This is a genomic window from Vibrio aestuarianus (assembly GCF_028858425.1).
GTDB lineage: Bacteria > Pseudomonadota > Gammaproteobacteria > Enterobacterales > Vibrionaceae > Vibrio > Vibrio aestuarianus.
This window is the reverse complement of sequence record NZ_JAKNYQ010000001.1, coordinates 986240-1003570: the sequence shown is the minus strand read 5'-3', so window position 1 is coordinate 1003570 and position 17331 is coordinate 986240. Positions and strand designations below refer to the sequence as shown.

Annotated in this window: 19 protein-coding genes; 8 read left to right on the top strand and 11 right to left on the bottom strand. The window is 43.1% G+C overall.

Translation table 11 applies throughout. The features are described 5' to 3' along the window. Positions 1-118: 118 nt before the first annotated feature. The 7 genes from nqrF to MCT08_RS04700 all read right to left on the bottom strand — a co-directional run bounded on the left by nqrF (position 119) and on the right by MCT08_RS04700 (position 6769). Positions 119-1342 carry an NADH:ubiquinone reductase (Na(+)-transporting) subunit F gene (gene nqrF, locus MCT08_RS04730; protein ID WP_053310893.1) on the bottom strand — a complete coding sequence of 408 codons (1224 nt, stop codon included), beginning with the start codon at positions 1340-1342 and terminating at the stop codon, positions 119-121. Positions 1343-1375: 33 nt separating this feature from the next. After that, a complete protein-coding gene (gene nqrE, locus MCT08_RS04725; protein ID WP_053310892.1) occupies positions 1376-1972 on the bottom strand; it encodes an NADH:ubiquinone reductase (Na(+)-transporting) subunit E in 597 nt (198 codons plus the stop codon). A 7-nt stretch (positions 1973-1979) separates the two neighbouring features. Next, positions 1980-2612 (bottom strand): NADH:ubiquinone reductase (Na(+)-transporting) subunit D, encoded by a 633-nt coding sequence (locus MCT08_RS04720; protein WP_053310891.1) that lies wholly within the window; start codon positions 2610-2612, stop codon positions 1980-1982. Further along, positions 2612-3379, bottom strand: a complete 768-nt coding sequence (locus MCT08_RS04715) for a Na(+)-translocating NADH-quinone reductase subunit C (RefSeq protein ID WP_053310890.1) — start codon at positions 3377-3379, stop codon at positions 2612-2614. Before MCT08_RS04715 ends, MCT08_RS04720 begins: the two co-directional genes overlap by 1 nt. Further along, on the bottom strand, positions 3369-4613 hold the full coding sequence (locus tag MCT08_RS04710; RefSeq protein ID WP_053310889.1) for an NADH:ubiquinone reductase (Na(+)-transporting) subunit B: 1245 nt from the start codon (positions 4611-4613) through the stop codon (positions 3369-3371). Before MCT08_RS04710 ends, MCT08_RS04715 begins: the two co-directional genes overlap by 11 nt. Positions 4614-4618: 5 nt before the next feature. After that, entirely contained in the window at positions 4619-5959 is a 1341-nt protein-coding gene (locus tag MCT08_RS04705; protein WP_168786571.1) for a Na(+)-translocating NADH-quinone reductase subunit A, read from the bottom strand. A gap of 501 nt (positions 5960-6460) precedes the next feature. After that, positions 6461-6769 carry a BolA family protein gene (locus MCT08_RS04700; protein ID WP_053310887.1) on the bottom strand — a complete coding sequence of 103 codons (309 nt, stop codon included), beginning with the start codon at positions 6767-6769 and terminating at the stop codon, positions 6461-6463. A 162-nt stretch (positions 6770-6931) separates the two neighbouring features. On the opposite strand from MCT08_RS04700, the gene MCT08_RS04695 reads away from it, so the two are divergent. From MCT08_RS04695 to MCT08_RS04680, 4 genes are all read left to right on the top strand, one after another. Then, positions 6932-8062 carry a methyltransferase gene (locus MCT08_RS04695; RefSeq protein WP_274678650.1) on the top strand — a complete coding sequence of 377 codons (1131 nt, stop codon included), beginning with the start codon at positions 6932-6934 and terminating at the stop codon, positions 8060-8062. A 24-nt stretch (positions 8063-8086) separates the two neighbouring features. Then, positions 8087-8656 carry a YajG family lipoprotein gene (locus tag MCT08_RS04690; RefSeq protein ID WP_053310886.1) on the top strand — a complete coding sequence of 190 codons (570 nt, stop codon included), beginning with the start codon at positions 8087-8089 and terminating at the stop codon, positions 8654-8656. Further along, positions 8656-9201, top strand: a complete 546-nt coding sequence (locus MCT08_RS04685; protein WP_274677972.1) for a peptidylprolyl isomerase — start codon at positions 8656-8658, stop codon at positions 9199-9201. Before MCT08_RS04690 ends, MCT08_RS04685 begins: the two co-directional genes overlap by 1 nt. 82 nt (positions 9202-9283) lie before the next feature. Next, positions 9284-10675, top strand: a complete 1392-nt coding sequence (locus MCT08_RS04680; protein ID WP_168786569.1) for an AmpG family muropeptide MFS transporter — start codon at positions 9284-9286, stop codon at positions 10673-10675. Between the two features lie 167 nt (positions 10676-10842). On the opposite strand, the gene MCT08_RS04675 is transcribed toward MCT08_RS04680, so the two are convergent. From MCT08_RS04675 to MCT08_RS04665, 3 genes are all read right to left on the bottom strand, one after another. After that, positions 10843-11526, bottom strand: coding sequence for a ChrR family anti-sigma-E factor (locus MCT08_RS04675; RefSeq protein ID WP_274677971.1), 684 nt, complete (start codon positions 11524-11526; stop codon positions 10843-10845). Next, positions 11523-12125: an RNA polymerase sigma factor gene (locus MCT08_RS04670; protein ID WP_261914617.1), complete on the bottom strand. Its 603-nt coding sequence runs from the start codon at positions 12123-12125 to the stop codon at positions 11523-11525. Before MCT08_RS04670 ends, MCT08_RS04675 begins: the two co-directional genes overlap by 4 nt. Before the next feature lie 122 nt (positions 12126-12247). Then, a complete protein-coding gene (locus MCT08_RS04665; protein WP_168521255.1) occupies positions 12248-12823 on the bottom strand; it encodes an LON peptidase substrate-binding domain-containing protein in 576 nt (191 codons plus the stop codon). A gap of 329 nt (positions 12824-13152) precedes the next feature. On the opposite strand from MCT08_RS04665, the gene MCT08_RS04660 reads away from it, so the two are divergent. The 4 genes from MCT08_RS04660 to csdA all read left to right on the top strand — a co-directional run bounded on the left by MCT08_RS04660 (position 13153) and on the right by csdA (position 16810). Next, entirely contained in the window at positions 13153-14010 is an 858-nt protein-coding gene (locus MCT08_RS04660) for a nucleoside-specific channel-forming Tsx family protein (RefSeq protein ID WP_274677970.1), read from the top strand. Between the two features lie 102 nt (positions 14011-14112). Further along, positions 14113-15003, top strand: a complete 891-nt coding sequence (gene panE, locus MCT08_RS04655) for a 2-dehydropantoate 2-reductase (RefSeq protein ID WP_274671621.1) — start codon at positions 14113-14115, stop codon at positions 15001-15003. Next, complete coding sequence (locus MCT08_RS04650; protein WP_274677969.1) at positions 15000-15599, top strand: DJ-1 family glyoxalase III; 600 nt, start codon at positions 15000-15002, stop codon at positions 15597-15599. The genes panE and MCT08_RS04650 overlap by 4 nt, the downstream gene beginning before the upstream one ends. Continuing rightward, a complete protein-coding gene (gene csdA / locus MCT08_RS04645) occupies positions 15599-16810 on the top strand; it encodes a cysteine desulfurase CsdA (protein WP_274677968.1) in 1212 nt (403 codons plus the stop codon). The genes MCT08_RS04650 and csdA overlap by 1 nt, the downstream gene beginning before the upstream one ends. Before the next feature lie 93 nt (positions 16811-16903). Here the strand turns inward: csdA and csdE are convergent, their stop codons facing one another. After that, positions 16904-17329, bottom strand: a complete 426-nt coding sequence (csdE, locus tag MCT08_RS04640; RefSeq protein WP_053310877.1) for a cysteine desulfurase sulfur acceptor subunit CsdE — start codon at positions 17327-17329, stop codon at positions 16904-16906. Positions 17330-17331 lie beyond the last annotated feature (2 nt).

Sequence of the window (17331 nt, the reverse complement as noted above, 5' to 3'; positions counted from 1 at the left end):
CCATTATCGATTGTAGAATTTGAACCTTTTAAAAAAATTATCAAACTTCAATTACAATGAGAATAAAAACAAATGGCTGACCCCTAAGAGCCAGCCATCACTTAACTATCGAGGTAAATTAACCACCGAAGTCATCAAGAAGGATGTTTTCATCTTCTACACCAAGATCTTTCAGCATGCCGATAACCGCAGCGTTCATCATTGGTGGACCACACATGTAGTATTCACAATCTTCAGGAGCTTCATGATCCTTAAGATAGTTTTCGTATAATACATTGTGGATGAAACCTGTGTATCCGTCCCAATTATCTTCCGGCATTGGGTCTGAAAGCGCACAATGCCATACGAAGTTTGGATTCTCAGCCGCTAAGCCATCGAAATCTTCCACGTAGAACATTTCACGTTTAGAACGAGCACCGTACCAGTAAGACATCTTACGAGTTGACTTCAAACGCTTCAGTTGGTCGAAGATATGAGAGCGCATCGGCGCCATACCAGCACCACCACCGACGAAGACCATCTCTGCATCAGTGTCTTTCGCGAAGAACTCACCAAATGGCCCAGAGATCGTACACTTATCACCTTCTTTCAGTGACCAAATAAACGATGACATTTGACCTGGTGGTACGTCAGGATTATTTGGTGGCGGCGTAGCAATACGCACGTTCAACATAATAATACCGAACTCTTCTGGGTAGTTAGCCATTGAGTAAGCACGGATGATATCTTCATCTACCTTAGACTCGTAGCGGAACAAGTTAAACTTATCCCAGTCGCCACGATACTCTTCAGGTACATCAAAGTCTGAGTATTTGATGTGGTGAGCTGGCGCTTCAATCTGAATATAGCCACCCGCACGGAAAGGTACGGATTCGCCATCAGGGATCTGCAGCTTAAGCTCTTTGATGAATGTTGCCTTGTTATCGTTAGAGATAACGGTACATTCCCATTTTTTAACACCAAAGATCTCTTCTGGAAGTTCGATATCCATGTCAGTCTTAACTGCAACCTGACACGCTAAACGCTCACCCTCACGAGCTTCACCTTTAGTAATGTGGTCAAGCTCGGTAGGTAGAATATCACCACCGCCAGATTTCACTTTAACGCGGCACTGACCACAAGAGCCACCACCACCACAAGCAGATGATACGAATACACCAGAACCAGCTAGCGCGCTAAGTAGCTTACCACCTGGCGTGGTTACGATGGCTTTATCAGCATCGCCATTAATTGAGATTGTAATGTCACCTGTTGGTACTAGCTTCGATTTAGCGAATAAAATCACTAATACGAGTGCTAGAACAATCAGAGTAAACATCACTACACCAAGAATAATGTCCATTGACTATTCCTTTATTGTTGCGGTTTACCCGACTTACAGTTGAACACCGGAGAAAGACATAAAGCCTAACGCCATCAAACCTACGGTGATGAAGGTGATACCCAAACCACGTAAACCCGGAGGCACGTCTGAGTACTTCATTTTTTCACGAATGCCGGCAAGAGCGACAATTGCAAGCATCCAACCTACACCCGAACCGAAACCATATACTACTGATTCTGTGAAGTTATAATCACGTTGAACCATAAAGGATACACCACCAAAGATGGCACAGTTTACGGTGATCAACGGTAGGAAAATACCTAATGCGTTGTACAAAGGCGGGAAGAAACGATCCAAGATCATTTCTAGAATCTGTACTAACGCCGCAATAACACCGATAAAGGTAATGAAGTTAAGGAATGTCAGATCGACGCCTTCAACCAAAGCATTCTCTTTCAGTACTAGGTTGTAAACTAAGTTGTTCACTGGTACTGAAATAGTCAGAACCACAACAACCGCTACACCTAAACCAAAAGAGGTCTTTACTTTCTTAGATACCGCAAGGAATGTACACATACCTAAAAAGAAAGAAAGCGCCATGTTTTCGATGAAAATCGATTTCACTAGCAAACTAATATAATGTTCCATGACGTCCTTACTCCTTCGCTTCTACTTGTTCAGGTTTGAACACACGAATTGCCCAAATCATGAAACCAATGAGGAAGAATGCCGAAGGGGCTAGTAGCATTAAACCGTTGGGTTGATACCAACCGCCGTTGCTTACTAGAGGTAGCACTTCCATACCAAATAGCTTGCCTGAACCTAGAAGTTCACGGAAGAAACCAACAGTAATCAATACAAAACCGTAACCAAGACCGTTACCGATACCATCAATAAATGATGGAATTGGCGCAGATTTCATCGCGAAAGCTTCTGCACGACCCATAACAATACAGTTAGTAATGATCAAACCAACGAATACTGAAAGCTGCTTAGATATATCATAAAGATAAGCTTTCAATATTTGGTCTACTACGATAACTAACGAAGCGATGATCGCCATTTGAACGATGATACGCACACTGTTAGGTATGTGGTTACGGATGCTTGAAACGAAGAAATTAGACAATGCGGTTACAAAGGTTACCGCCAGTGTCATTACAAATGCCGTTTCGAGTTTGGTCGTTACCGCAAGAGCAGAACAAACCCCAAGAACTTGTAGCGCGATTGGGTTGTTATCCAATACTGGCGCTAGAATGCTCTTTTTAAGATCTTTTGCGCTAGACATTAGTTCAGACCTCCGTCACGAACTTTTGCTAGGAATGGACCAAAGCCCATATCACCTAACCAGAAGTCAAATGTGTGTTGAACACCGTTGCTGGTTAATGTGGCACCTGATAGACCATCAACACCATGCTCAGAACCTGCTGGAGCACCACCTTTAACAATTTTAATTGCTGGCTGGTGGTTTTCATCAAACAATTTCTTGCCGATGAATTGAGCACGCCATGATGGGTTTTCAACTTCACCACCCAATCCCGGAGTTTCACCTTGTTCATAGTAAGTGATACCAGACACGGTATTACCATCGGTTTCTACAGCCACAAATGCGTACATCATTGACCACAGACCATTACCATGAATAGGAATAATCACTTTAGAAATCTCATCGCCATTCTTCACTAGGTAAACAACACCCGTGTTAGCTCGACGAAGAATTTTCGCTTTATCTTGTTCAGCTGTTAGCTTGATAGACTCTGCTGGTACTTTTGCAGCTTTACGTTGGTCGTAATTAGCTGCATCACCTTCAACAAAATCACCGCTATCAAAGTCAACAAGACGAGGTTCAATGTACTGAGCAAATAGCTCAGGCACAGTACCTTCGGCTTGAAGACCTGCCATTTCAACAATTTTGCTTTGCTTATCAAGCACTGCGTTTGCTTTTTGCTTATCACGCAGGCCAACCGCCGCTGTCGATACGATGATTGAGCACACTAAGCTCAATGCGATAACAACAAACAGCGTCTTTTTAATGCTATCGTTATTACTTGCCATAGCGCGCTAGTCTCCGCTTGATGTTCTTCTCAATAACCACGTGGTCGAACAGAGGTGCAAATAGGTTCGCAAATAGAATCGCCAGCATCATACCTTCTGGGTATGCAGGGTTAACCACACGAATCATTACACACATTGCACCAATCAGAATGCCGTATGCCCACTTACCTTTATTGGTAAATGAAGCGGATACAGGGTCTGTTGCCATGAAGAACATACCGAACGCAAAACCACCTAAAACTAGGTGCCAATGCCATGGCATGTTGAACATTGCATTAGTGTCTGAACCAACTACATTAAACACTGTTGAGATAGCAATCATACCGATCATAACACCAGCGATAATGCGCCATGAAGCAATGCCCATGTACACAATAAACGCCGCACCAATCGCAAGAGCTAGTGTTGAAACTTCACCAATAGAGCCAGGAATGTTACCAACAAAAGCATCCATCCACGTGATCGCTTCACCGGTTACTTTGTTCATCAGTGCGCCATTACCGCCTTGAGCCCATTGGCTAAGAGCAGTTGCACCAGAGAAACCATCAGCAGCAGTCCAAACGACATCTCCTGAGATTTGAGCTGGGTAGGCAAAGAACAAGAACGCACGTCCCGCAAGTGCAGGGTTTAAGAAGTTACGACCTGTACCGCCGAAGATCTCTTTCGCTACAACTACACCAAAGGTAATACCCAAAGCGGCTTGCCATAAAGGCAATGTTGGCGGAACAATCAAGGCGAAAAGGATAGAAGTAACGAAGAAGCCTTCATTTACTTCGTGCTTACGCACCATACAGAACAAGACTTCCCAGAAACCACCAACAATAAATACCGTTGCGTAGATTGGTAAGAAGTACGTTGCCCCAAGTAACATCATACTGCCCCAACCGGCTTCGGCACTTAATGTGCCACCAAGCATTTCGGTTAACCAGTAGTGCCAGTTTCCACTGATAACACCAGCCAGTTCAGCGCCAGCATATAAGTGGTTTAGAGCAGTAATAGCTTGATGACCAACGTTATACATGCCCCAGAACATTGCTGGGAACACCGCTAGCCAAACCATGATCATGATACGTTTTAAGTCAACGCTATCACGAACGTGCGAGCTTCTTTTTGTTACTAAACCAGGCGTGTAGAAAAGCGTTGCCGCTGCTTCATACAAGGCAAACCATTTTTCATGTTTACCACCAGGCTCAAAATGATGCTCGATGTCTTCAAGAAACTTTTTAAGGCCCATGAAAATTACCCTTCCTTCTCAATCTTATCTAGGCACTCACGAAGTAGTTGACCATATTCGTATTTGCCAGGACATACAAAGGTACACAATGCGAGATCTTCTTCGTCTAGTTCCAAAGCACCTAAACGCTGAGCGCTATCGATGTCACCGGCACATAGATCACGAAGTAGCAATGTTGGTTCCATATCTAATGGCAACACTTTTTCATAGTTGCCGATTGGCACCATTGCACGATCACTACCATTGGTAGTCGTTGTCATATTGAACAACTGACCTTTGAATAAGTGACCAAGGAAAGAACGAGTTACAGAGAATTTATTCTTACCAGGCATCGCCCAGCCAAGAAAATCTTTGTCACGGCCTTCACGAAGGACGGAAACCTGAGAATGATAACGACCAAGATAAGCATGTGGACCACTAGCATGAGTACCCGAAAGTACTGAACCAGAAATCACACGAACCTCACCAGGCATCAATTCGTTATCCGTTAGCTCTTCAAGGCTAGCGCCGATCTGAGTACGAATAAGACGAGGGTTATTTACCACAGGGCCAGCAAGTGATATTACACGGTCAGTGTATAGCTCACCGGTTAGGAACAATTTACCAACAGCAATGACGTCTTGGTAACCGATGCTCCACGCCACATTTTCAGCACTAACTGGATAGAGGAAATGCATGTGAGTACCAGCAAGACCTGCTGGATGAGGACCATCAAAAACATGTTCTTCAATGTTTGATTGAGAAGATCGCGGCAGACTGGTACCTGATTTACAAACGTAAACCTTACCTTCTGTTAGCGTTGAGAGAATATCAAGCCCAGCAACGAACGATTCAGACTGTTCGTTAATGATCGCTTCAGGTTTTGCCGCTAATGGATTGGTATCCATTGCTGTGACAAAAATAGCCTGAGTTGAAGACTCAATTGCTGGAACCTTGCTGAACGGACGAGTACGCAACGCAGTCCAAAGACCAGACTCAACTAACTGAGTTTTAACCGTTGCACGGTCAAGACTTGCCAATTGGTTGGCTTCGAAGTTATCAAACGTGATTTGCTCATCACCTGCTACTTCAATCACTACAGATTGAAGAACACGCTTAGCACCACGATTCACTTCAATAACTTTACCGCTTGCTGGTGAAGTAAATTTCACACCGGGATTCTTTTTATCTTCGAAAAGAATTTGAGCTTTCTTTACTTCATCGCCTACGCGAACATGCATTGTAGGACGCATGCCGACGTACTCTTCGCCAAGCAAGGCGACTTTAGTGATGGTTTTACCATCATTAATCACCTGGGATGGAGTTCCTGCAATAGGAAGGTCCAAACCCTTTTTTATTGTAATCATACGCACTTGCACTATTTTATCGGGAAAAAGATTCTTTTAATTTGCGTAAATTCAAAGCTTGTTTATCTTTCATGGTCGTTCTTGGAAAGAGGCCAAATGAAAGTTAAACCAGCCTTAGACACGACATTTATTTGTGTCCGCTTTCGGCTTGTTTAAAACGCCAAAATCGCAACATCCTTTTAATAATCTCATCACATACGATGCGACAGATCCATTAGGTGCGGTAGTCTAGCATTTTTTCGGAACTCGATGCCACGACCAATCCCCTGATAACGGGTTTTATTTCGAAAATATTGAATATCAAAGGCTAGCGAATAGTCATAAGTTTGAAGCATCGCACAAATAGTCAATTCCACAATCTAACTAGGTGTTTATTTTTAATCACCAATTGAAACAACCTGTCTTAACCTGCCTAACCTAAGAATTTGTTGTCACACTGTTAATATTCAGCTCAAAAACAAATCAAACACTCACTACACCAATCAAACATCCAATGATTTTTTATTTACCGCCCCCCATGCACATTGGGCTATCAGGCGCGCCACTTGTCTGTTCTTTCCATTCTTGAGGGGTGTAAGTATGCATTGATAATGCATGGATATGGCTTGCCAATTCTTCCGCCAGTACTTGGTTAACTTGTCGATGTCGAGCAATCAAACGAGCGCCCTCAAAAAGTTCACTCGCAATGATGACTTTAAAATGACTTTCAGAACCAGCCGGAACATTGTGCATGTAACTTTCGTTTTCGACTTTTAAATAGTCAGGGTTAAACGCTTGGTGCAGCTTTTTTTCAATGATACTTTGAATCATACCTTTTCCTTATCACGTCAAAGGATGGACGAGATACTTAAATACGGAACATAACGTTGATTAGTTTACCTAGACCACTAGGATTGAGAAAGGTTTTGGTTTCTTGTTTCCTTGCCATTTGCGACAATGTGGCAGCAATTCACACAATGACATACACACATGATGAAAACAGAGCTAACGTTGCATGAACGCTCATTGAGCTTACATCGCTTCCCTAAACGTACCAATGAAACATTACAAGCATGGGATGCCGGTGATGAATATGTAATTAATTACGTTGAGGAGCAAGGTTTAGATGCTGGCAAACGGATTCTGATTCTAAACGATAGTTTTGGCGCCTTATCGTGTTGGTTTTCACAAAATCATCACGTCACCATGATGAGTGATTCTTTTATATCTCATCGTGGGACATTAAAAAACTTACACAATAATGGTGGCAATGAAATCGAGTTGCTCACTACTATGGATGACATTCCACAGCATATCGATCTCGTTTTATTTCAATTACCTAAAAGTAATCGTCATTTAATATGGCAGCTTGTCCAATTGCGCAATCAGCTCCCCACAAGCTGTCCGGTGATAGCAGTAAATAAAGCGAAAGAGATTCATACATCCACGCTTAAATTATTTGAAAAATATTTAGGTGAAACGACCACATCCCTTGCGTGGAAAAAACATCGTCTCGTCTTTTCCGTACCCAATTGCACACCGATTCAAGAGATCAACTCTTTCGTCGAGTGGGATGTTGATGGCGAATCAATTCATCTTAAAAATTTACCGAATGTCTATTCTGGTGAAAGCCTCGATTTAGGTGCGCGCTTTTTGCTGCAGCACTTGCCTCAAGATCCGAATCTACGTCATGTTATCGATCTCGGCTGCGGCAATGGCGTCTTATCAGTCAAAATGGGACAACTCAACCCTCAAGCCCGAATTACCTGCGTTGACGAAAGCTTCATGGCGGTCGAATCTGCAAGACAAAACTTGATGGATAATTTGGGAGAAGATCGCAATATTCAATGTATTACTAACAACTGCTTGGATGGATTTAAACAAGACAGTGCATTTTTAGTATTGTGTAACCCGCCGTTTCATCAGCAACAAACCATTACAGATCACATCGCTTGGCAGATGTTCTGTGATGCAAAGCATGTTCTTAACAAAGGTGGACAATTATTAGTGATCGGTAATCGTCACCTCGGCTACGATGTAAAATTAGCAAGGTTGTTTGGCCAAGATCAGGTTAAAACTGTCGCAACCAACAATAAATTTGTTATCTTACAAGCAACTAAATAGGCAAAGATAGGAAAGGAAATAACCATGAAAAAACTGGTTCTAGCAGCCTCAATCGCATTACTCACCGCTTGTGCTGCGCCTCAACAAGAGCAAATTAACTTTATGCCGACAGCCACAATGAGCAAAAGTGACTTAGTAAAAGACGCCACTTTTACTTTTGTGAGCAAAGACGTACGTTCAGCACAATATGTCGCTCTTGTGGATAATGGCCGCTCAAACATCGAGCCTATTCACTCTAAACAAAATGTGCGTATTGCATTAGAAAACGCATTGTCTGAACAATTTGGCTCCCAAGGTTTCCGCTTAACCGTTAATAGTGAAAATAACGTCACTTTAGAGATCCAAGAGGCTCTGGTCACGGTAAAACACAGTGTGATGGCCAATGAAATGGATGGCAATGTAACGCTAGAGATAACCGCCGAAACGCCTAAGGGTAAATTAGTAAAAACCTTCAATGGCACCGCCAAACGCTCTGGAAAACTCAGCGCATCTAACGAAGATATTGAAATGGTACTCAATGATGTCGTCAACTTAGTGCTTAAAGAGATTGCCAATGACAGTGAACTGAAAAGCTACATGCAGGAGCGTTTTTAATGTTACGTTCACTTATCACAACCTTAGCACTGGCCAGTTGTTCAGTATTTGCAGCACCAAACGTGCAGTTTGAAACCAACTTAGGTTCATTTACTGTCGAGCTTAATCAAGAAAAAGCGCCAGTTTCGGTAGCCAACTTTATCAAATATGTTGAAGATGGTAGTTATGTAGGAAGTCAATTTCACCGTATTATCCCTGGTTTTATGGCGCAAGGTGGCGGCTTCGATGCGGATTTAAATCAGCTTGATACCTACGCCCCGATCAAAAATGAAGCAAATAATGGTTTAGAGAATGACACTGCTACCATTGCTATGGCTCGTACCAGTGATCCAAACTCAGCGACTCGCCAATTTTTCATCAACCTAGTTGATAATGATTTTCTTAACTATGGTGCTCGCCCACCAGGCTACGCCGTATTTGGTAAAGTCACACAAGGTTTTGACGTTGTAAAAAAAATGGCGCAACAACCCACCCATTCAAAAGGTAGAATGCAAGACGTCCCCGTTGAGCCAATTGTGATAACCAAAGTGACATTAGAAAAATAACCATACCAACGCCGATTTCATCGGCGTTTCACTTTCTGAAAATAACCACACTCACGTTACTTTCATCATAAGGATTTGTTTTATGCCTTCAACTACTCCAGCCTTAACGTGGATGGAAACCATTCGTAGCTATCTTGATAAGCGCTTGCTGTGGGTATTTATGATGGGCTGCTCTAGCGGTTTCCCTTGGGTTCTTATCGGCTCCAATATGTCTGGTTGGTTAAAAGATGCTGGCTTAACTCGTGCCGCTATTGGTTATTTTGGCAGTGTATTTGCGGTCTATGCGATAAACTTTTTATGGGCCCCATTAGTCGACCGCGTTAAGCTACCGCTCCTCACTCCACTGCTTGGTCAGCGGCGTAGTTGGGTCTTCTTTTGTCAATCGATCATTCTTGCCTGCACATTATTTATCGCAGGGGTCAACCCGGCCAATGATTTAATGTTCACGTCAATGCTAGCATTGGCTATTGCGATTGCTTCAGCGACTCAAGATATCGCTATTGATGCATTTCGTATTGATTCATTTCCAAAATCGCAAGCCAGTAAACTTCCTCAAGCTTCAGCAATGGCCGTGATGGGATGGTGGACAGGTTATTCACTCCCTGGCTACCTTGCTTTTGTTAATGCCGATGCTATTGGTTGGAATGGTGTGTACTACGGAATGGCTGTTTGCGTGGCCGTATTAATGCTGTTTACCCTACTTGTGGGTGAACCAAAAACATTGCGTGAAGCCCTACAGCGCCAAGCGGAACAAAGACATAGCGAAGTGGTTGGTTCTAAAATTGCTGCTTGGTTTACCGTGACCGTTGTTGAACCATTTTTAGACTTCTTCAAACGCAACGGTGTTCAAGTCGCACTCACTTTGCTGTTGTTCGTGTTCTTATTTAAGATTGGTGAGGCCTTCCTAGGCCGTATGTCGATTCCTTTCTATAAGGAGATCGGCTTTAGCAATGAGCAAATCGGTCATTATTCGAAGCTCATTGGTTGGGGAGCAACATTGTTCTTTACCTTAGTCGGTAGCATGTTCAATGTTAGATTTGGTATTGTGCGCGGCTTGATGATCGGCGGTATCGCGATGTCAGCTAGTAACCTGATGTTTTCATGGATCGCGCAAGTTGGGCCAAATGAGCATCTATTCCTTGCCACCATCATTGTTGACAATTTCACCACAGCCTTTTCCACCGTTGCGTTTGTTTCCTTCCTAACGGTGCTCACTGGGCAAGCTTTTTCTGCCACTCAATATGCACTGCTGGCTTCACTCGGTAATTTAGGCCGAACGACCTTGGCCTCATTTAGTGGTGAGTTAGTGGATTACTTAGATAATTGGTCAATATTCTTTGTAGTTACCGCTTTGATGGTCATTCCAAGTTTGATCATGCTTTACTCACTGCGTCATTACTTTACCGATTTACTCGATAAAGCTCGGCAAAGAGATACAGATGAAAGTCAGCAGCAACAAGAAACTCAACTCTAATCCTTACCTATATTCTGTTACTCACAGATGATGTTGGATTACGAGGAAAAACTACTTGGCGTTGCAGTAGGCGGCAAGTGAGTGAATCCCCAATCACATAGGCATGCTATGTGATTGGGGTGACCGAACGTAGCCAACACCACTGCAGCAGGATAAAATTGTTAGCGTTATGGATAAAGCCCTTTACCAAATAAATTAAAGACTCTCGCTACACCTTGCGTGAACAACATCGGTTCGGTTAAGACTGTCAAACACAAGCAATCTTCACTCGCCTTAGTATAAGGACTGTGTTTAACACTAGCATCACGCTGAATAAAAGCCCCTGTATCGTAGTGGCCATCTTCATCACTAAAACCACCGTGTAGAACAAGCGTTGATTCAATCCCTTTATGAGTGTGTTGTGGAATATGAACATCACGATTGATGTACATAAAATTAACCCGTGCTTCTTCATCGAGATCAAGATGAGCACTAAACACCTTGCCCCCATAACTTCGCCACTCACCCATTCGGTCAAGTAAGTTACCAAGTGAACTAGGTAACTCGAACCTTTTACCGTTAACTTCAACATATTTAGGTGGGCGCTTCATCATCGCTGATGGGCTAATGGTCTCTAAACACACGATATTGTCAAACATTCGTTCAAAATCTGTCACGGCTATTGACTGTTCACCGATCGGTTGTGAATTCGATTCAAAAGCAGCTCGAGCATTCACAGCTTCAAACTGTTCGACCACGTTGCGGCAATGAGCACAATGTTCGATGTGAGCTGATACCATAAGGCCGTGCGCGGCATCAATCGAACCATTGGCATAACTTTTAAGTAACTCGTTAGTTGGATGATGGCTCATAACTGCTCCGCTTGAATCGATTGTCTTAATTTTTCTACAGCCAATCGCAACCGCGATTTGACTGTACCTAAAGGAATGTTAAACATTTCAGCCACTTGCTGCTGTGGCAGCTCTTCTAGATAAACCGCTTTCACTATTGCTTGCTGAGCCTCAGGAAGCAAGGTTAAAAACTTCAGCACCTGTTCTTTGAGCATTTCATGCTCGGGGCTGTAATGTTCCACCAAATCCGGTGGGCAATAATCAGTTGGCCAAATATCATCAGCATAAACGTGCAACTCCCGCCCTCTTTGCTTGCGTAACAAGTCAAAGCATAAATTTCTGGCGATAGTGTATATCCATGTAGACAGCGCACTTTTAGCACTGTCAAATAGATGCGATTTTTGCCAAACCGCTGCCATGGTTTCTTGAACCATTTCTAAGGCGACCTGTTCATTACCGACATGTTTATAAGCAAATTGCTGCAAGCGTGGGGAAAAATAGTGAAACACGACAGCAAACGCCTGTTTGTCTCTCAATTTTACTCGCTCCATACACTCGGCCCAATCTTGCTTGGTATAGCGCTCTGTTGGTTGCACGTTATGTTGAGAATCACTCATGATGCTACGCTCTTTCCTTAGAAGTCTCATTTTTTGAAAAATGATTTTGACCGTTAGACTCTATGTACGAATGATAAGGCTAAATCGATCACTCTTGTAACTATAGCTTTTCTTTTATCACTTCGTTAATGAGAGACTTCGATCACTCCCAAAAGAAAATCTAACGCATCGCTCGCATCTTGCTGTTGCATTAAGTAATCAAATTGTTGGTTAGATAAGGGGAGTAATTCTAACCACCGCTGAGCAACCCAACTTGCATCATCAAAAAAGCAGAGGGGATACATTTCAGCAAGCTTAGGAAACTGTTTATAAACCTTTTGTAATTGTTCACTTAAATAAAATTCATGCTTTTGTAGTTCCCTGACTGACCAATTCGGCAAGCTCGAAACTTGAGCAACTCTCAATCCATCAAACTCTGTTCTTAGGTTAGTTATCTTAAAACGCTTGATGCCTAAAACCGTTATTCCTAATAGCCCATCATCAAGTGCCTCAAAATCAACAATTTTTACCAATATCCCAAACTCAGATAAGTAGCTTGACTTATTTTTCGCTTTATTATCAAACAAACAAATACCAAACGTAGAGTCAGTTTGACAACACTTAGTGACCATTCTCTTGTACCTTGATTCGAATATCCTTAGCTTCATCTTCCCTTCTGGCAGAACGACTGAGGCTAGAGGGAACAACATTAGTTCTTCCATTATTCACCACTCTTCATAATTAATATCTCTCAATACGATACCAAGCAAAAAACGATCACTAACCAAAAATGTTGGTTTATCGATTTGCATAAAACAATGACAACGCAATCGATAATGAGACAAAAATCACACTAATAATGCAACAAAATGAAATAATAATTTAGTTCCAAACTAAAGATCAAAATAGAGATCATCATCACTATTTTTATGCAATATTTAGCGACCAATCACTTTCAATTGACTATTTTATCGCTATTATTCCGGCCAATTGAAAGCACTACAGAAATATCTGTTTGCTGAATTTTTAAAATACATAGAGAGTCCCCCTTATGCGTAAATCACTTTTAGCTCTAGGCCTAATGGCTGCAACTTCAGCGCCAGTTATGGCTGCAGACTACTCAGATGGCGACATCCACAAAAACGATTACAAGTGGATGCAATTTAACCTAATGGGTGCGTTCAACGAAAAAGGCGTTGCAGAATCAAGCCATGACTATCTAGAAATGGAATTTGGTGGTCGCTCAGGGGTTTTCGACCTATACGGTTACGTTGATGTTTTTAACCTGCTTAGCAACCCAAGTAGTGATAAAGCAAAATCAGAAAAAATCTTTATGAAATTTGCACCACGTATTTCGCTAGACGCAGCAACAGGTAAAGATTTATCTTTCGGTGCAGTACAAGAAGTGTATGTGGCTACTGTGATGGAATGGGGTGGCGGTGGCGCAACAAACTGTGATGCAACAGGCTGTATTGACGGTAGCCCAGGCGTAAACACTCAAAAAATCGGTCTTGGCTCTGATATTATGGTGCCTTGGTTAGGTAAAATTGGTCTAAACCTTTACGGTACTTACGATTCAAACAAAAAAGATTGGAACGGTTTCCAAATTTCAACTAACTGGTTTAAGCCTTTCCACTTCTTCGAAAATGGCTCATTTATCTCTTACCAAGGTTACATTGACTATCAATTTGGAATGGATACTGATAAAAATTACGCAACATCTAGCCATGGTGGTGCTATGTTTAACGGTATCTACTGGCACTCAGATCGCTTTGCCGTTGGTTACGGTCTAAAACTTTACCAAGATGTATATGGTTTTGCTGACAATGAAGGTCTACCATGGAATCCATCGGCTAAAGCAGAATCTTCAGGTGCAGGTCACTACCTAGCAGTAACGTACAAGTTCTAATCGAACTTAAGTATTTAAAAATGGCGCTCTTGAGCGCCATTTTTATTGCTTTCCATTTCTACCTCGTTATCCTTGGCGCAAAGTCAAAAATAGAGAGGTATCATGAATATTGTCGTGCTTGGCCCGGGAGCTATCGGCTTGCTGTGGGCAACTCAACTTCATCAAGCGGGGCACCGCGTCTCTTTATGGGGAAGAGCACCACATCAACACCTCTCTATTATCCAAGATAACAACCTAACAGTGAGCTTCCCTTACTGTGATAACAACGCCTTAAAAAAGGCGGACTTATTACTGATTACCGTCAAAGCATGGCAAGTCGAACAAGCACTGCTCCCTCTATTAGCGCAATTAAACCGCGACACTATTTTACTATTTATGCATAACGGTATGGGGGCGGTGGATAACATTGCAGCCTTAATTAGTGAATTTCCATTGCTATTAGCCACGACTACTCACGGCGCATTAAAACCATCAATCAATCAGGTGTTACATACCGGTAAAGGCGTGACTCAATTGGGGGCTTATAACACCAAAGGCGAACAATGCCAGTTTTTGGTGGATGTCCTTGCACATGCATTACCAGAAGTTATGTGGAATAACACCATTGAAGAAGCCTTATGGCATAAGCTTGCGATTAACTGCGCAATTAATCCGATTACCGCGTTAGAGCAATGTCGCAATGGTGATTTAGCCAATCAGCGCTTCCAACAGCAACTTGAGAATATTGTTGCTGAAGTGGCTTCTGTGATGAACGCTGAAGGTTTTTCGGTCACGCCGTCATCGCTCCTGACTAAGGTTAAACAGGTTATTCAAGCCACTGCCGTGAACCACTCTTCAATGCATCAAGATATTTTCTATCAGCGGAAAACCGAGATAGACTTTATTACTGGCTATTTATTAAAGAAAGCTGAGAAACACCAACTCTCAACAACAGAAAATAGTAAGCTATACCACGCCATTCAACAGATAGAACACAGTTGGGAAAGTCAATGAGCAAACGAATTTTAGTCCCGATAGCACCGGGCAGCGAAGAGATGGAAGCGATCACCATCATCGATATGATGGTCAGAGCGGGCTACCAGGTCGTTGTAGCCAGTGCCGCTTTCGACGGACAACTAACAATGAAAGCCTCTCGCGGAGTAACGTTAACCGCAGACTGCAAATTGGTAGATGTCGCCGATGAAGAGTTTGACGTCATTGTTCTGCCTGGTGGTGTTGGTGGCGCAGAGACTTTTCGCGACAGCCCGCTGTTAATCGAAATGATCAAGCAGCAGCATTATGATGGTCGCTGGTTAGCCGCTATTTGCGCCACGCCCGCCTTGGTCTTTCAGCATCATCAGCTTTTCCCACAAGCTATCATGACTGGGCACCCTGCTTTTCGCGAGCACATTCCCACCGATTTATGGCGAGATAAACGTGTAACCCTTGATGTAAACCACAAGTTGATCACTAGCCAAGGACCAGGAACGGCGCTTGAATTCGCAATGGAGATCATCATTTTACTCTCTGGTAAAGCGCATGCATGGTCAATTGCAGAGCCAATGGTGACGCTGCCAACGCTGCATTATCACGAGTTAGGTGAACGATAATGTTTGACGTGCAAACCATTCGCGAACAATTTCCTGCGTTAAAACAATCGGTGAATGGAGAAACTCTGGTTTATTTAGACAGTGCCGCCACAACGCAAAAGCCACAAATAGTGATTGATACCCTCACCCACTATTACAGCGCACAAAATGCGAACGTACACCGTGGCAGCCATAGTTTAACGGCTCAAGCCACCAGTCAATTTGAAGCCGCGCGCGATAGCGTGGCGCAATTTATTGGCGCGCAATCAAGTAAAGAAATTATTTGGACTCGCGGGGCGACAGAAGCGTTAAACCTCATCGCGCAAACTTATGCACGTAATACCCTGCAAGTAGGTGATGAAATCTTAGTCAGTGAGATGGAACATCACGCCAATATTGTTCCTTGGCAAATTGTCGCGCAGCAGACTGGGGCTAAAGTCGTTAAAGTCCCAATGACAGCAGACTGTCACTTTGATCAACACGCTTTCAATAAACTACTCACGAACAAAACGAAAATTGTGGCAATCGCTCATGTCACCAACGTAACTGGCACGTACCAACCGATCGAAGCGGTGATTGAACAGGCGCATCAAGTGGGTGCCATTGTAGTGGTTGATGGCGCACAAGGCATTGTTCATGAGTCAGTCAATATGGCGCAATTACAGGCTGACTTTTACGTATTCTCCGGGCATAAGCTTTATGCTCCAGCGGGTATTGGTGTGCTTTACGGAAAATTGTCTCTGCTTGAATCCATGCCACCATGGCATGGCGGTGGCAAAATGGTCGAGAAAGTTTCCTTTGACGGTACCACTTACTCCGATCTTCCCGGCAAATTTGAGGCAGGCACACCGAATGTAGCCGGAGCCATTGCACTGGCTAAAGCGATTGAATGGTATCAAGGCTGTGATCGAGAAGCGGTTGAAGCGCACCTGCATCATTTACAAGCACTCACTTACCAAGCGCTGCAACAGCTCGATGATATTCGCGTCGTTGGTTATCAACCCCACGCCAGTGTGATTAGTTTTGCGATGGAAGGCGTTCACCATCAAGATATTGCCACCCTACTTGATCAACAAGGTATCGCACTTCGAGCGGGACATCATTGTGCTCATCCGCTAATGGATGCACTAGGTTTAACGGGAACAGTAAGAATTTCGTTCGGTGTTTACAACAACGAGCAAGATGTAGAAAAATTGATCGCAGCGCTCACCAAAGCGGTCGATATGCTGTAATGCACTCCCCTTTATTAGGGGAGTATTTTTAGATAGGGAATACTTTTAAATAGATAGTACTGTTAAATAGATAGTACTGTTAAATAGATAGTACTAAGCGACACTTTTTATCTTCTCGATAATCGCCTTCAAACCATTGCCACGTGAAGGGCTTAAGTGAGCGATCAAACCGAGCTTGTCGAAATAGCCATTAATATCAAATGATTGAATTTGCTCAGAACGCTTACCGTTATAAGCAGCCATCACGAGTGCAATTAAACCTCTCACGATACGGGCATCTGAATCGGCGCAGAAAAACCAAACTCCATCGATTTCTTCGCCAACTAGCCAAACTTGGCTTTCACAGCCCGCAACCGTCACTTGTTGAGATTTCAACGCTTCAGGCATTTGAGGAAGCAATTTCCCCCACTGGATCACTTGACGATAGCGGTCTTCCCAACCTTTGAAGTTTTGCATAGTGGCGACAATATCATCGGCATTTATATCACAACCAAAGGGAGAGTTAGGGAAAGTACTCATGA

Excerpts from the sequence above, each read along its gene's own strand:
- nqrF (WP_053310893.1), bottom strand. The coding sequence starts at position 1,342 with ATGGACATTATTCTTGGTGTAGTGATGTTTACTCTGATTGTTCTAGCA.
- MCT08_RS04665 (WP_168521255.1), bottom strand. The coding sequence starts at position 12,823 with ATGGAAGAACTAATGTTGTTCCCTCTAGCCTCAGTCGTTCTGCCAGAA.
- MCT08_RS04690 (WP_053310886.1), top strand. The coding sequence starts at position 8,087 with ATGAAAAAACTGGTTCTAGCAGCCTCAATCGCATTACTCACCGCTTGT.
- MCT08_RS04660 (WP_274677970.1), top strand. The coding sequence starts at position 13,153 with ATGCGTAAATCACTTTTAGCTCTAGGCCTAATGGCTGCAACTTCAGCG.
- MCT08_RS04685 (WP_274677972.1), top strand. The coding sequence starts at position 8,656 with ATGTTACGTTCACTTATCACAACCTTAGCACTGGCCAGTTGTTCAGTA.
- MCT08_RS04695 (WP_274678650.1), top strand. The coding sequence starts at position 6,932 with ATGAAAACAGAGCTAACGTTGCATGAACGCTCATTGAGCTTACATCGC.
- MCT08_RS04700 (WP_053310887.1), bottom strand. The coding sequence starts at position 6,769 with ATGATTCAAAGTATCATTGAAAAAAAGCTGCACCAAGCGTTTAACCCT.
- MCT08_RS04650 (WP_274677969.1), top strand. The coding sequence starts at position 15,000 with ATGAGCAAACGAATTTTAGTCCCGATAGCACCGGGCAGCGAAGAGATG.
- MCT08_RS04710 (WP_053310889.1), bottom strand. The coding sequence starts at position 4,613 with ATGGGCCTTAAAAAGTTTCTTGAAGACATCGAGCATCATTTTGAGCCT.
- MCT08_RS04715 (WP_053310890.1), bottom strand. The coding sequence starts at position 3,379 with ATGGCAAGTAATAACGATAGCATTAAAAAGACGCTGTTTGTTGTTATC.
- csdE (WP_053310877.1), bottom strand. The coding sequence starts at position 17,329 with ATGAGTACTTTCCCTAACTCTCCCTTTGGTTGTGATATAAATGCCGAT.
- csdA (WP_274677968.1), top strand. The coding sequence starts at position 15,599 with ATGTTTGACGTGCAAACCATTCGCGAACAATTTCCTGCGTTAAAACAA.
- panE (WP_274671621.1), top strand. The coding sequence starts at position 14,113 with ATGAATATTGTCGTGCTTGGCCCGGGAGCTATCGGCTTGCTGTGGGCA.
- MCT08_RS04705 (WP_168786571.1), bottom strand. The coding sequence starts at position 5,959 with ATGATTACAATAAAAAAGGGTTTGGACCTTCCTATTGCAGGAACTCCA.
- nqrE (WP_053310892.1), bottom strand. The coding sequence starts at position 1,972 with ATGGAACATTATATTAGTTTGCTAGTGAAATCGATTTTCATCGAAAAC.
- MCT08_RS04680 (WP_168786569.1), top strand. The coding sequence starts at position 9,284 with ATGCCTTCAACTACTCCAGCCTTAACGTGGATGGAAACCATTCGTAGC.
- MCT08_RS04720 (WP_053310891.1), bottom strand. The coding sequence starts at position 2,612 with ATGTCTAGCGCAAAAGATCTTAAAAAGAGCATTCTAGCGCCAGTATTG.
- MCT08_RS04675 (WP_274677971.1), bottom strand. The coding sequence starts at position 11,526 with ATGAGCCATCATCCAACTAACGAGTTACTTAAAAGTTATGCCAATGGT.